This window comes from Streptomyces sp. NPDC087420, from assembly GCF_044744165.1.
Taxonomy (GTDB): domain Bacteria; phylum Actinomycetota; class Actinomycetes; order Streptomycetales; family Streptomycetaceae; genus Streptomyces.
Window position 1 is genome coordinate 470,346 of record NZ_JBIUXU010000001.1, and the last position, 15,087, is coordinate 485,432.

Genomic DNA, 15,087 nt, shown 5'->3' on the forward strand with positions numbered 1-15,087 from the left:
AACTACGTGACAACCCTCGCCCGCCCGGGTCCCGCCGGCGTCCCGATCCGTTCCCGCGCTCTTCCCGTTCCGGTGTTCGCGAAGGGAACGCGGAGGTAATCCCCCGACGCATGCTGACCCCGTTCGATTCAGGCAGGGATCCGTGGTGATCCGCGTGGAAAGCGAAAACCCTGGGGGATTGAGGCGTGGCAACCAACCCGTTCGAAAGCCGCGGTACGGCGTACCGGGCCCCGGTGGGCAGGGGACCCGGATCGTGAAGGCCGCCCGGAAAACAGCGGACATTCCCGGCAGTTTCGCGGGGATGGGGCCGCTCATGCTCGTCTGGTCCGGTCAGGCGGTGTCCCTGGTGGGCAGCGCGGCGGTCCGGTTCGCCTTCATCATCGAAGTGTGGTCGACCGGCGAACAGGCGACCGCCGTCACGATCCTCTCCCTGTGCGCGATGCTCCCCCAGGCGGTGTTCAGTCCCATTGCGGGTGCGATCGTCGACCGGATCTCCAAGCGGGCCGCGCTCCAACTGGCCGACGCCGGCGGCCTGGTCGTCGTGGGCTCCCTCGCCCTCCTCCACTACCTCGGCGCACTCCAGTCCTGGCAGATATATCCGGCCACCGTGCTGCTCGGGGTGTGTGCCGCGTTCCAGTTCCCGGCCCTGTCCTCGGCCGTTCCCCTCCTTGTCCGCAAGGACCAGCTCGGCCGCGCCAACGGCCTGCTCGCCGGCGCCAAGAGCGCGGCCGGGATCGGCGGACCCGCCCTGGGCGGTCTCCTCGTCGCGGTCTTCGGCATCGGCCCCACGCTCCTGGTGGACGTGGCGAGCTACGCGTTCGCGCTCATCGGGATCAGGGTCGTACGGCTCAAGGGCGACATCGTCGTCAAGGACACCACCGGAGCGCCACGGCGGCGGATCACGGCCGACGCGGTCGAGGGGCTGCGGTACCTGTTCCGGGTGCCCAGCCTGCGCGACCTGATCGTCAACTTCTGCCTGGTCAACCTGGTCATGGTCTTCGGCTTCGCCCTCATCTCGCCGATGGTGCTGCTGCGCGCCGACACCGGCGCGCTCGCCGCCGTGAACAGCGCGATCGGTGTCGGCGGAGTGGCCGGCGCCCTGCTGATGGCGGCCTGGGGCGGACCCAGGAACCGCGGCCGGGGCATGATGCTCGGCGTGGTCGGCATGTGCCTGTCCGGCCTCGTCGCGATGGGCCTGGCCGGCGGAGTGGCCGGCTGGTGTGTGGCGATCCTTATCGGCGCCCTGCTCATGACGACGGTCAACGCGTCCATGCAGGCGATCGTGCAGACCAAGGTCCCCCACGAGTGGCAGGGCCGGGTCTTCGGCGCGGTGATGTTCCTGTCGCAGATCTCCGTACCCCTGGCCATGGCGGTCTCGGGACCGCTCGCCGACCACGTTTTCGAACCGGCGGCCGCCGACGGCTCCGGGATCTTCACCGTGCTCGGGCCACTCGTCGGCGACGGTCCTGGCAGCGGCATGGCGGCCATGTTGTTCCTCGCCGGCATCGGCGGGACCGCGATCGCCCTGTGGGGCCTCGCCAGCCGCTCCATCAGAGACATCGACGTACTGCTGCTCGACTTCGACGTACCGGAAGAGCCGGAAGCGCGGAAGGAGCACGACGTGCCGGAAGCGCGCGAGGCGCCCCGCGAGGAGAGCAGCCATCCAGGAGGTGAGCGCGATGAAGTGCACGCATGAACTGTTCGAGGACCAGGCGGTACGGACGCCCGGCGCGACGGCCCTGATCCACGGCGACGAACGTCTCGACTACGCCGGACTCGACACCCGCGCCGACCGGTTGGCCGGTCTGCTCGTGGCGAGCGGCGTCCGGCACGGCGACACGGTCGGCGTGTTCCTGGAGCGCTCCACCGCGCTGGTCGTGACCGTGCTCGGCATCCTCAAGGCCGGCGCCGGATACGTGATGCTCGACCCGGCCTTCCCCGCCGAACGGCTGCGCGCCATGGCGGCCGACGCGGAGATCGCCGCCGTCGTGTCGACCCGCGACGCCGAGCCCGACGCGCTGGGCGTCCCCCGGGTCCACGTCGAGGACGCCCCGTCCGCGCCGCCGCCGCCGGCGCGCGGCACGGTCCCGGTCCGCCCCGGCGACATCGCCTGCGTGATGTTCACCTCCGGATCGACCGGACGGCCCAAGGGCATCGCCGCCTCGCACCACGCCGTCACCGCCACCCTCACCGGCCAGGACTTCGCCTCCTTCGGCCCCGGATCCGTGTGGCTCCAGTGCGCACCGCTGTCCTGGGACGCGTTCGCCCTGGAGCTGTGGGGCCCGCTCCTCAACGGCGGGACCTGCGTCCTGCACCCCGGACGGCGCCCCGAACCCTTCGTGATGGCACGGCTCGTCGCCGAGCACGGCATCACCTCCCTCTACCTCTCGTCCTCCCTCTTCAACGTGATCGTCGACGAGTACCCGCAGGCGCTCGACGGACTGCGGGAACTGATCGTGGGCGGCGAGGCCCTCTCCGCGCCGCACGCGGCCCGCGCCCTGGAGCGCCACCCCGGCCTGCGGCTGAGCAACGGCTACGGGCCCGTCGAGTGCATGATCTTCCTCACCGTCCACCCGGTGACCCCGGAGGACGTGCGCGACGGTGGTCCCGTGCCCATCGGCCGCCCGCTGGCCGGCAAACGGCTGCACATCCTCGACGAGGAACTGAGCCCGGTGCCGGACGGCGGGACCGGTGAGCTGTACGCCGCCGGGGCGGGGGTCGCCCGCGACTACCGGGGCCGGCCCGCGCTGACCGCCGAACGTTTTGTGGCGGCCCCCTCGGGCGAGCGCCTCTACCGCACCGGCGACCTCGTACGCCGGGGCGCCGACGGCGTCCTCGCCTACCTGGGCCGGGCCGACAGCCAGGTGAAGATCCGGGGCTTCCGGGTCGAGCCCGGCGAGGTCGAGAGCGTCCTCGCCCGCCACCCGGACATCGACCGGGCCGCCGTCGTCGCCCACGAACACCCGGCCGGCGACAGACAGCTGACCGCGTACGTCGTCCCGCGCGGCGGACGGGGTCAGGCGCCCCCGGCCGACGAGCTGCGCGCCTACGCCCGTACCGTCCTGGCCGACTACCTCGTACCGGCCGTCTTCGTCCCGCTGGACGCGCTGCCGCTGACCCCCAGCGGCAAACTCGACCGGGCCGCCCTGCCGGAGCCCGGCCGCGCGGCGGCCGGCGCGGAACGCCCGGAGGCGGGCGGGACCGTGGCCGCCCTCCGCGGGCTCTTCGCCCAGATCCTGCGCACCGGCCCGGTCGGCCCGGACGACAACTTCTTCTCGCTGGGCGGCCATTCGCTGCTCGCCGCCCGGCTGCTGGGCCGGATCCACGCCACCCTCGGCGCCGAACTCGACCTCCGCACGCTCTTCGAGTCCCCCACCCCGGCGCTCCTCGCCCCGTACGTCGACACCGCGCCCCGGTCGTCCCCCGTACCGTCCACCGCGCCCGGCTCCGCCGCGCTCCCGGTCTCGCACGCCCAGCACCGCCTGTGGTTCCTGGACCGGATCGGCGCGGGCGCCGCGTACAACCTGCCGATGCTCGTCCGCCTGCGGGGCGACGTCGACCCGGACGCGCTCAGCGACGCCCTGGCGCACGTCGCCGAGCGGCACGAGGTGCTCCGTACCGTCTTCGACGAGGCCGACGGTTCCCCCGTACGGAGCGTACGGACCGGAGCCGAGGCGCGGCCTCCTTTCCAGCACGTCCGGCTGCCCGCCGCCGACGTGGCGGGGGAGATCGGCCGCGAGGCAGGCCACCTCTTCGACCTGCGCACCGAACTCCCGCTGCGCGCCACCCTGTTCACCACCCGGGAGCGCCCCGACGAGCACGCGCTCCTCGTGCTGGTCCACCACATCGCCGGGGACGGCTGGTCGCTGCGCCCGCTGTTCCGCGACCTGTCCCGCGCCTACCGCGCGCGGATCGAGGACGGCCAGGACATCTCCGTACTGCCGCCGCTCCCCGTCCCGTACGCGGAACACGCCCGTCACCAGCTCGACCGGCTCGGCTCACCGGCCGACCCGCACGCGCTCGCCGCCCGCCAGCTCACCTACTGGCGCAAGGAGTTGGACGGACTGGCCGCCGACGGGCCGCTGCTGCCCCGCCGCACCGGACGCCCCGCCGTCCCGGGCCCCGCCGCCCGGGTGGTGGTACGCCACCTCGGCGCGGGGGCCCACGCCCGCCTGGTCGACGCGGCCCGCGCGCGGGGCGCCACCCTCTTCATGGCCCTGCACGCCGCGCTGGCCACCGTGCTGGTACGGGCCGGCGCCGACGAGGACACCGCGATCGGCGCCCCGGTCGCCGGCCGGTCCGGCGACGGCAGTGTCGAGGACGTCGTCGGGTTCTTCGTCAACATGCTGGTCCTGCGCACCGACCTGTCCGGCGATCCGACGGCGGGGGAGCTGCTCGCCCGCGTCAGGGAGACCGACCTCACCGCCTTCGCCCACCAGGACGTGCCGTTCGAGGACGTGGTCGGCGCCCTCAACCCGCCGCGCACGCCCGGCCGCCAGCCGTTCACCGACGTGGTCCTCGCCCTCCAGAACAACGCGCGCGCCGAGGTCGCGCTGCCCGGCGCCGACGAGGGCGTCGAGGTCGTCCGTACCGGCGCCGCCCGGTTCGAACTGCTCGTGGACGTGACCGACTCGACCACAGCCGACGGCACATCGGACGGACTGACACTCACCTTCGAGTACCGCGAGGACACACTGGACGCGGGCTTCGTCCACTGGCTCGCCGACACCCTCCCGTACGCCCTGGAGGCGGCGGCCGCCGACCCCGCCACCCCGCTCTCCCGCCTCGGCCTCGCCGCGCCGCCCCGGCGCGCCGGCGTGGGCGACCTCGTCGCCGTACCCACGCGGCCCTCTCCGCCCTCCGGGAGCGACCCGCGCCCCCTGACCGACCTGGAGCGGCGGACCGCCGCCGTGTGGTGCGAGGTCCTCGGCGTGCCGGGAGCCGGACTGCACGACGACTTCTTCACGCTCGGCGGCAACTCGCTGCGCGCGGTCCGGGTCGCGGCCCGCCTCAGCACCGACGAACGACCCGTCACCGCGGCCCAGCTCTTCGCCGCGCCGACCATCGCCGCCCTCGCCGCCGAGCTGGAGCGGCCGGCCGCCGGGACCGGACCCGTGGCGGTCCCCATCACCCGCCGCCCCCGGGTGCCGCGACAGCACGAGACCCCGGTGCGACCGCACGACGCCCCGACGCGACAGCGCGAGACCCCGAACCGGCCCGGCACCCAACAGGAGGAGTGGCAGTGGACCTCAGTGTGATGTTCTTCGGTGCGGACAGCACCACCGCCGGGGAGACCCGGCACGCCGAGACGTACGAGGACATCCTCACCGTGGCCAGAACCGCGGACCGGCTCGGATTCCACGCCATCTGGACCCCCGAACGCCACTTCCAGCAGGTGGGACAGGTGTTCCCCAGCCCGCCGGTGCTCGGCGCGGCGCTCGCCGTCGCCACCGAGCGGATCGGGATCCGCGCGGGCAGCGTGGTCCTGCCGCTCCACCACCCGCTGAAGGTGGCGGAGGACTGGGCCGTCGTCGACAACCTCTCGCACGGCAGGGTGGGCCTGTCCGTCGCCACCGGCTGGCACTCGAAGGACTTCACCCTCGCCCCCGAGCAGTACGCGGACCGCAGGCGGACCGCCCTGGAGACCATCCCCCGGCTGCGGGCGCTGTGGGCGGGCGAGCCCGCCGAGTACCCCGACGGCACGGGCACACCGGTCTCCGTCGTGCCCCAGCCCCGGCCCGTGCAGGACACCCTGCCCCTGTGGGTCACCACGTCCGGCAACCCGGAGACCTGGGAGGCCGCCGGACGGCTGCGCGCCGGAGTGCTCGGCGCGACCGTCGGACAGAGCAGGGACGAACTCGCCGACCGGATCGCCCGCTACCGCACCGCCTGCGCCGGGGCCCCCGACCAGCGGGGCACCGACGCGCACGGCCGGGTCACGCTGATGGCCCACACCTATGTCGGCACGGACGACGCGGAGGTCCGGCGCCAGGCCGGCGCGCCCCTCAGGGCCTACCTCGCCTCGTACGTCCGCCAGACCGCCGCCAACCGGTCGGCGGACGCCGCGACCGCGCGGCTCACCGACGAACAGGCCGCGATGCTCGCCGAGTTCGCGTTCGAGCGCTACCTGAGCTGGGGCAGTCTCCTCGGCTCACCCGGCCACTGCGCCAAGATGCTCGCCGATCTGGCCGAGCTGGGCGTCGACGAGGTCGCCTGCTTCATCGACTTCGGAATCGGACGGGACGACGTACTGGCCGGACTGCACCGGCTGGCCGAACTGAAAGAGACCCTGTGATGAGTGCCCCCACCCTGTTCCGCGCGGCTCCCGGCGCGGCGATCCCTTCCATGGCCGACCGGTTCGGCGCCCTCGGCAGGGAGCAGCGGGTCCGCCTGATGCGCCGCCTCCTGGAGGCCGGACGCGCCCGCGAGATACCCGCCGTCATACCCCCGCGCGACCCCGGCAGGCCGGTGCCCCTCAGCCCCGCCCAGCACGACCTGTGGGTGTACGACTCGCTCTATCCCGGCACGGCCGCGCTCAACCTGTGCTCCGCCTACCACTTCGACAAGCCCGTCGACCCGGCGCACCTGGAGGCGGCCCTGACGCTGATCCAGCGTCACCACGACATCCTGCGCACCCGGATCAGGACGGACGCGTCGGGCGGGCTGCGTGTCGAGTTCCCCGACGACGGCGCCTTCGACCTGGAGCGCGAGGACCTGCGGGGCACCGACACGACCATCGACGCGGCCTTCGAGACCTTCCGCGCCCGCCCCTTCGACCTGGGCCGGGACAAGCTGATCCGGGCCCGGTTCGTCCGGGTCGACGAGCGGCGCTCCACCCTGATGCTCAGCCTGCACCACACCATCAGCGACTGGTGGTCGTTCGACGTGCTCCAGAACGAGTTCGCCCAGGCGTACGGAGCCCTGCGCGACGGCAAGGAGCCGCCCCTGACCCGGCCCGCCGTCCAGTACGCCGACTTCTCGTCCTGGCAGGACGAGTTGGCGGAGTCCGGGGTCTTCGGTGCCCGGCTCGACTTCTGGCGCCGCTACCTCGCGGAACCGCCGGGGCCGCTCACCGTGCCGGGCGGCGGCGGCACCCCCGTCACCTCGGGCGACGGCATCGCCCAGGTCCCCTTCCACATCGACGCGCCGACCGCCGCCGCCGTGCGCGCCCTGGCCCGCGAGCGCGGCGCCTCCGTCTACGTCGTCCTGATGGCGGCCTTCGCCGTCCTCGCGCACCGGGTCAGCGGCGCCGACGACCTGATCCTCGGCACCCCGATCGCCAACCGCGCGGCCAAGGGCCTCGACCAGGTCATCGGGTACGTCATGAACGCCGTCCCGACCCGGTGGCGGGTGCGGTCCGACCGCTCCTTCGCCGACGTGCTCGCCGGATTCGCCGTCGACTTCCCCGAGTTGATGGCCAACGCGGACGTCCCGGTCGGCCGGATCGTGTCGGCCGCCGCCCCGGAGCGCAGCGCGGGCCGGGCCCCGCTGTACCAGTGGGTGTTCATGCACCTGACGCAGCAGCCCAGCGTCTCCGTGATGAAGGAGTTCGCGGAGCCCGAGCGCATCCACACCGGCGGCGAGCACGACCTCGTCGGCGTGGTGAAGGACTGCGACGACGGCATGGAGGGCAGCTTCGGGCTGCGTACCGACGTCTTCGACCCGCAGGTCGTGGCCCGCTGGACCGAGTGCTACGTCGAACTCCTCCGTCGGATCACCACCGATCCGACCGCGCTCGTCGGCGACATCGACCTGGTACCCGCAGCCATGCGCGGGCAGCTGCTCGCCGACGCGGCGGGGCCCGCCGCGCCCGCCCCCGCCTCACTGCCCGAGCTGGTGGCCCGGCAGGCGGCTCTCACCCCGGACGCGCCGGCCCTCGAATCCGGGGGAGAGACCCTCAGCTACGCCCAACTGGCCGACCGTGTCGACCAGTTGGCCCACCGGATGGTACGGGACGGAGCAGGACCCGGCCGGATCGTCGCCCTCGCCCTCGACCGGGGCACCGACTGGCCGGTGGCCGCACTGGCCGCCCAGCGCGCCGGCGCCGCGTACCTGCCCGTCGACCCGGCGCACCCCGTCGAGCGCGTCCGCCGCGTCCTCGCCGAGGCCGCCCCCGTACTCCTGGTCACCGCGCCCGGCGCCGAGCCACTCGGCACGGACCTCACGACCCTGGTCCTGGACGAGAAGGCCTGGGCGGTCCCGGACAAGGACGACCGGGCGGGTGAACCGTCGCTGCCGCCCGGCCACCCCGACCCCACCGGCGCGGCCCACGTCATCCACACCTCCGGCTCCACCGGCACCCCCAAGGGCGTGGTCGTCACCCACGCCGGGGTGGCGGCCCTCACACGGGGTCTCGTGGACGGCATCGCCCTCGGCGCCGGCAGCCGGGTGCTCCAGCTCGGGCCGCCGTCCTTCGACATCTCCGTCGGCGAGATGTGCCTGGCCTTCGGCTCGGGCGGCACCCTCGTCCTGCCGCCCCGGGGCCCCCTCGTGGGCGACGCCCTCGGGGACGTACTGACCGAGCGCCGCGTCTCCTGCGCCTTCGTCCCGCCGTCCGTGCTCGCCACCGTGCCCGCCGGGCCCCACCCGGAGCTGCGCACCCTCCTCGTCGGCGCGGAGTCCTGCCCGCCGGACCTGATCGCCCGCTGGGCCACCGGAGGCCGCCGCCTCCACAACGCGTACGGCCCCACCGAGGCCACCGTCGTCTCCACCCTCTCCGCGCCCCTCGCCGCCGACGGGAGCGCCCCGCCCATCGGCGCCCCGCTGCCGGGCACCGGCGCCTACGTCCTCGACGAGCGGCTGCGCCCGGTGCCCGCCGGGGTCAGCGGTGAGCTGTACCTGGCGGGGCCCGCGCTCGCCCGCGGCTACCTGGGGCGCGCCGCGCTCACCGCCGGGCGGTTTGTCGCGGATCCGTACGGGCCGCCGGGCAGCCGCATGTACCGCACCGGCGACCTCGCCCACCGCGATCCCGCCGGCACCACGCACTACCTGGGGCGCGGCGACGAGCAGATCAAGCTGCGCGGACTCCGTATCGAACCGGGCGAGATCGCCGCCGCGCTCACCGAACACCCCACCGTGGACCGCGCGGTGGCCGTCGTACGGAACAGCAGGGCCGGGGTCGCGCAGCTCGTCGCGTACGCCGTCCCCGTCCCCGGGCGGGAGATCGACCCGGACGCGCTCCTGCTCCACGCCGCCGGGCGCCTGCCCGCGGCCATGGTCCCCGCCGCCGTGGTGGCCCTCGACGCACTGCCCCTGACGTCCGGCGGCAAGCTCGACCGGGCCGCCCTGCCGGCGCCCGCGCAGCGCTCCGACGCGACCGTACGGGCCCCGGGGTCGGCCCGCGAGGAGATCCTCTGCGGCCTCTTCGCCGGCCTCCTCGGCCTTGAACAGGCGGGCCCGGACGACGACTTCTTCCGTCTCGGCGGCGACAGCATCATGGCCATCCAGCTCGCGGTACGGGCCAGGGCGGCCGGTCTGGTGCTCTCCCCGCACGACGTGTTCACCGTCCGCACACCCGCCCGGCTGGCCGTGCTCGCCCGCACCCCCGACGCCGGCCTCCCCCGGGAGGAGGACACCGGGTACGGGCGGCTGCCGCTCACCCCCGTGATGCGCTGGTGGCGCGAACAGGGCCCGGACACCTCGGCGTTCACCCAGTCCATGGTCTTCCCGGTGGCCGCGGGCACCGGCCGCGGAGCGCTCACGGAGGCCGTCACCGGCCTGGCCGCGCGCCACGCCGCGCTGCGGATGCGCCTCGTGCGGCACGCTCCCGACGACTGGGAGCTGGAGGTGCCTGTCGAAGAGCTGCCGGGCAACGCGCGCACCCTCCGGGTGGCCGTCTCCCCGGACGCCGATCTCCTCGCCCGGGCCCGCGCGTTGGCGGTCACCACCGCACTCCGTCCCGAGGACGGCGAGATACTGCGCGCCGTCTGGCTCGACGCGGGGCCCGGCCGCCCCGGCGCCCTGCTCCTGACCGTGCACCACCTGGCCGTCGACGGACTGTCCTGGCGGGTGATCGGCCAGGAACTCGCGGCGGCGCTCGGCCACCGGGACGAGGGCGACCCGGCCCCCGCGAAGACCACCTCGTTCACCCGCTGGTCCCGGCTGCTGTCCCAGGAGGCCGACCGGCGGGTCGGCGAACTCCCCTGGTGGGAAAGACAGCTGGCGGACGAGACGGCCCGGATCGCCGACGGGAGGGGGGCCGGCGAGCGCCGGGAGACCCTCACCGTCGAGCTGGGCCCCGACCTCACCAGGAGCGCGCTCGTCACCCTGCCGGGTGCCTTCAACTGCCGCCCGGACGCGGTCCTGCTGACCGCGCTGACGGCGGCGGCCGTCGAGCGGCGGGGCACCGGATCCGCTCTGCTGGTCCATCTGGAGGGCCACGGCCGCGAAGTGATCTCCGCGCCGGTGGACGTGTCCGGCACGGTCGGCTGGTTCACCACGCAGTACCCGGTCCGCCTGGACCTCGGCGCCGCCGCCGTGCGGCCCGGCGGCCGGCCGGGGGAGGCGCTCAAGAGTGTCAAGGAACAACTGCGGGGCGTGCCCGCGGGCGGCCTCGGCTGGGGCCTGCTGCGTTACCTCCACCCCACGACGGGGCCCGTCCTCGCCGCGCTCCCCGTGCCCGACGTCCGCTTCAACTACCTCGGCAGGTTCGCCGAGTCCGACGCGGCGGGCGGACGGCTTCTCGACGTCGGCCCCGACGCCGTGCCGCTCGGGCACGCGCTGGAGGTGGACGTACTGTCCCGCGAGGAGAACGGCGAGCTCCTGCTGGAGGCGAGCTTCTCCTACGCGGCCGGGGTGTTCACCGAGGACGAGGTACGCGCGCTGGCGGCGGCCTGGTCCGAGGCGCTCGGCGTCCTCGCGGACCACCGCGGTCCTGACGGCGAGGCCGTCCACACCCCGTCCGACTTCCCGCTGGTCGACCTCACCGGCGACCAGCTGGAACTCCTCGGCCAGGACATGGACTTCGGCGACTTCGACGCGGACTTCGACACGGACAGCGACACCGATCCCGACGGAGGCATCCACGACATGGACGGCACGGACGGCTCCGGAGCCTCCGCCCACCAAGGGGGACGACGATGAACGCGCGCATCGCGGACGTACTACCACTCTCCCCGGTCCAGGAAGGACTCCTCTTCCACGCCGCCCGGGACACCGGCGGCCCGGACCCCTACCTGGTGCAGGCCCGCTTCCTGATCGGACGCGACGTCGCCACGGACGCGGTACGGGCCGGGGCCGGCGCCCTCCTCGCCCGCCACCCCAACCTGCGCGCCTGCTTCCGGCACGAGCGCCTCGACCGGCCCGTCCAGGTCGTCCCGAAGGCCGTCCGCCTGCCCTGGACCGAGGTGGACCTGACAGGACTGGGCCCGGACGACGTCACCGTACGGACCGAGGAGGCGCTGCGCGAGGACGCGGCGCTCCGCTTCGACCTGGCCCGCCCGCCCCTGGTCCGCGCCACCTTCCTACGGCACGACACCGGCGCCGAACTGATCGTGTCCTTCCACCACATCCTGCTCGACGGCTGGTCGCTGCCGATCCTGGAACGGGACCTCACGGCCCTCGTCGCGGGCCGCCCGCTGCCGCCCCCCGTGCCCTACCGCGACTATCTGGTGTGGCTGAGCGGCCAGGACCAGCACAAGGCCGACACCGCGTGGGCCGAGGCGCTCGACGGCCTGGAACGGCCCGCGCTGCTGGCACCGGACGGCCCGGACACCGCGCCCGACCGGATCCAGCTGCGCCTGCCGACCGCGCTCACCGGGACGCTGACCGCACGGGCCGCCGAGGCGGGCGTCACCCTCAACACCGTGGTGCAGGTCGCCTGGGCGCTGGTCCTGGCCCGGCTGACCGGCGCCCGTGACCTGGTCTTCGGCGCGGTCGTCTCCGGACGCCCGCACGACCTGCCGGGCGTCGAGTCGATGGTGGGCCTGTTCATCAACACCCTGCCGGTACGGGTACAACTCCGCGACGGCGAGAGCGCCGGCGCGCTGCTCCACCGGATCCAGGACGAGCAGTCCCGGCTGCTGGCCCATCACCACGCCCGCGTCGCCGAGGTGCAGCGGGCCGTGGGGGCCGGTGAACTCTTCGACTCCATCCTTGCCTTCGAGAACTTCCCGCAGGCGCCGGAGAGCCAGGACGGGCCCGACACGGTACGCCTGGTGACGGTGACGGACGCGACCCACTACCCGGTCACCATCGCGGCCGTCGCCGAGGACCGGATGCTCCTGTCGGTGAGCTGCCGCCGGGGCATCTCCGCCACCGCGATCACCCGCAGCATCGTCCGCGTACTGGAACAACTCGCCGAGAATCCAAAGCAGTTGGCGCAGGACATCGACGCCCTTCCGCAGGCGGAACACGACCGGCTCCTCGCCCTCGCCGCAGGACCGGCCCGCGCCGTCGCCGAACCCGCCACCATGACGGGGCGGTTCGCCGCGCAGGTGGCCCGTACGCCGGACGCGCCGGCCGTCGACACGGACGGCGAGATCCTCAGCTACGCGCGGCTCGACGCCGCGTCGGACCGGCTGGCCGGCCGGCTCGTCCGGGCCGGTGTGGCGCCGGGGGACACGGTGGCCCTCCTGCTGCCCCGCTCGGCGTCCGTGGTCGTGGCCCAGCTCGCGGTCCTCAAGGCGGGGGCCTGCTGGCTGCCGCTCGACCCGGCCCAGCCGTCGGAGCGGCTGGCCCGCCTGGTGAAGGCCGCGGCGCCCGTCCTCGCCCTCACCCTGGGCGCCTACCCGGTCCGGCTGCCCCCGGATCTCCCGGTGCTGGACATCGAGGAGGAGCGGACAGGACCGGTCGACTTCGACGGAGTCCCGGCCCCTCCGGAGTCCGCCGCCTGCGTGATCTACACCTCCGGCTCCACCGGAGAGCCCAAGGGGGTGGTCGTCCCGCAGCGTGCGATCACCGAACTGGCCGCCGACGGCCGGTTCGCGGGCGGCGCGCACCGGCGGGTGCTGCTCCACAACCCGTACACGTTCGACGCCTCGACCTACGAGGTGTGGATCCCGCTCCTGAACGGCGGGACCGTGGTGGTCGCCCCCGCCGAGGCCGTCACACCCGACCTCCTCAAGCGCGTGGTACCCGATCGCCGGGTCACCGCGCTGATGCTCACGCCCGAACTGCTGCGTACCGTCGCGGAGATCGCGCCGGACGCGCTCTCGGGGCTCAGCGAGGTGTGGGCCGGCGGTGACGTCCTGGCGCGGGACACCGTGCGCCGGATCCAGGAGCACTGCCCCGGCGCCGTGGTGGTCAACGGCTACGGACCCACCGAGACAACGGTGTTCGCCACCGCGCACACCGCGCACACTGCACCCACCGGAATCCAGGAGTCCGACGCCGACCCGGGCGCCGTCCCCATCGGCCGCCCCCTGGACAACACCCGCGCCTACGTCCTCGACGCCGCGCTGCGCCCGATGCCCGCCGGCGCCACCGGCGAGCTGTACCTCGCCGGCACCGGCCTCGCCCACGGCTACCTCGGGCGCCCGGTGGCCACCGCCGAGCGGTTCGTCGCCGATCCCTACGGACCACCGGGCAGCCGCATGTACCGCACCGGCGACCTCGCCCGCCGTACGACCGTCGGGGTCCTGGAGTTCGCCGGCCGCGCCGACGACCAGGTCAAGATCCGCGGCTTCCGCGTCGAACCCGCCGAGGTCGAGGCCGCGCTGGCCGGCTGCCCCGGAGTGGCGCGGGCCGTGGTCGGCGCCCGGCTCGACGCGACCGGCGGCAAACTCCTCGCCGCCTGGCTGCTCCTGGAGGAAGGCGCTTCCGACGCGACGGGCACGGATACGGACACCACCCGCGACGAGCAGTGGCACAGCACCCTCGCCCGGGTCCGCGAACACGCGGCCCGGCACCTGCCCGCGCACCTCGTCCCGTCCGTCTGGGCCCGCATCGACCACGTGCCGCTCACCCGCCACCACAAGGTCGACCGCGCCGCCCTGCCCGCCCCGGGACCCACCGGGGAGCAGGCGGTCTCCCGGGCCCCGCGCACCGAACGCGAGAGGGAGCTGTGCGCCCTGTTCGGTACGGTGCTCGGCCTCCCCGCGGTCGGCCCGGACACCGACTTCTTCACCGCCGGCGGCCATTCGCTGACCGCGCTGCGGCTGAAGTCGAAGATCGAGACGGTCCTCGACGTACGGATCCCCGTCTCGGTCCTGTTCGACGCGCCGACCCCGGCCGCCCTCGCCGCCCGCCTCGACGCACCGGCCGCCGCCAACGGCCGCGCCCCGCGCATCCCCCTGCGGTCCGCCCGGCAGCGCACCAGGCCGGCCGCCGCCTCCGACGACCCGACCGGGAACAGCCTGGAGCCGGTGCTCACCCTGCGGGCCGGCGGCGACCGCATCCCGCTCTTCTGCGTGCACCCGGGGCTCGGCCTCGGCTGGTCGTTCGCCAACCTGCTCCCGTACCTCGACCCGGCCCGCCCGGTGCACACCCTCCAGAGCCCGGCCCTGCTGACCGGGGTGGACCGGCTCCCGCCCTCCATGGGCGGGATGGCCGACCTGTACGTGGAACGCCTGCGCGAAATCCGGCCGCACGGCCCGTACCTGCTCCTCGGCCGGTCCTTCGGCGGGGCGCTCGCCCACGAGATGGCGGTCCGGCTGCGCCGGGCGGGGGAGGAGGTCAGGATGCTCGCCGTGGTGGACGCCATGCCGATGCCGGACACCATCCTCGGCACCCCGCTGGACCCGGTGGCCGTCGAGGACGAACTGCTGCACATCCTGCTCCAGAGCCACGCCCCGCACCTGCCCGTGCCGCCGGGACCGCTCGACCGCGCGCAGGTGTTCGCCACGGTCCGCCGCAGCGGCTTCGACGCGCTGACCGACCCTCAGCTCCACGCCCTCGTCGATGTGGGGACCCACCACACCCGGGTCGTCAGGCACTGGAGCCCGACCCCCTACGAGGGGCGCGTGACCCTCTTCTCCGCCACCCGCGACACCTGGCCCACCCCGGCCGAGAAGACCGCGGCCTGGCAGCGCGTGGCCGCCGCGCTCACGGTGCACGACCTGCCCTGCGCCCACAGCGACGTACTGACCCCGGGCCCGGCGGCCGAGATCGCCGCGGTCCTCGAAACCGCCCTCCGAGGGGACTGAACCG

Annotated in this window: 5 protein-coding genes; all 5 read left to right on the plus strand. The window is 74.5% G+C overall.

Annotated features, from left to right (window positions below):
• Positions 1 to 313 precede the first annotated feature (313 nt).
• Genes ACIO1C_RS02050 through ACIO1C_RS02070 form a run of 5 tightly spaced genes read left to right on the plus strand, consistent with a single transcriptional unit; the run spans position 314 to position 15,083 of the window.
• Complete coding sequence (locus ACIO1C_RS02050) at positions 314 to 1,696, plus strand: MFS transporter (RefSeq protein WP_401857283.1); 1,383 nt, start codon at positions 314 to 316, stop codon at positions 1,694 to 1,696.
• Complete coding sequence (locus ACIO1C_RS02055) at positions 1,680 to 5,258, plus strand: amino acid adenylation domain-containing protein (protein ID WP_401857285.1); 3,579 nt, start codon at positions 1,680 to 1,682, stop codon at positions 5,256 to 5,258. Before ACIO1C_RS02050 ends, ACIO1C_RS02055 begins: the two co-directional genes overlap by 17 nt.
• Positions 5,243 to 6,295 carry a MupA/Atu3671 family FMN-dependent luciferase-like monooxygenase gene (locus ACIO1C_RS02060; protein WP_401857286.1) on the plus strand — a complete coding sequence of 351 codons (1,053 nt, stop codon included), beginning with the start codon at positions 5,243 to 5,245 and terminating at the stop codon, positions 6,293 to 6,295. Before ACIO1C_RS02055 ends, ACIO1C_RS02060 begins: the two co-directional genes overlap by 16 nt.
• Positions 6,295 to 11,082, plus strand: a complete 4,788-nt coding sequence (locus ACIO1C_RS02065; RefSeq protein WP_401857287.1) for an amino acid adenylation domain-containing protein — start codon at positions 6,295 to 6,297, stop codon at positions 11,080 to 11,082. The genes ACIO1C_RS02060 and ACIO1C_RS02065 overlap by 1 nt, the downstream gene beginning before the upstream one ends.
• On the plus strand, positions 11,079 to 15,083 hold the full coding sequence (locus ACIO1C_RS02070; protein WP_401857289.1) for an amino acid adenylation domain-containing protein: 4,005 nt from the start codon (positions 11,079 to 11,081) through the stop codon (positions 15,081 to 15,083). The genes ACIO1C_RS02065 and ACIO1C_RS02070 overlap by 4 nt, the downstream gene beginning before the upstream one ends.
• Positions 15,084 to 15,087 lie beyond the last annotated feature (4 nt).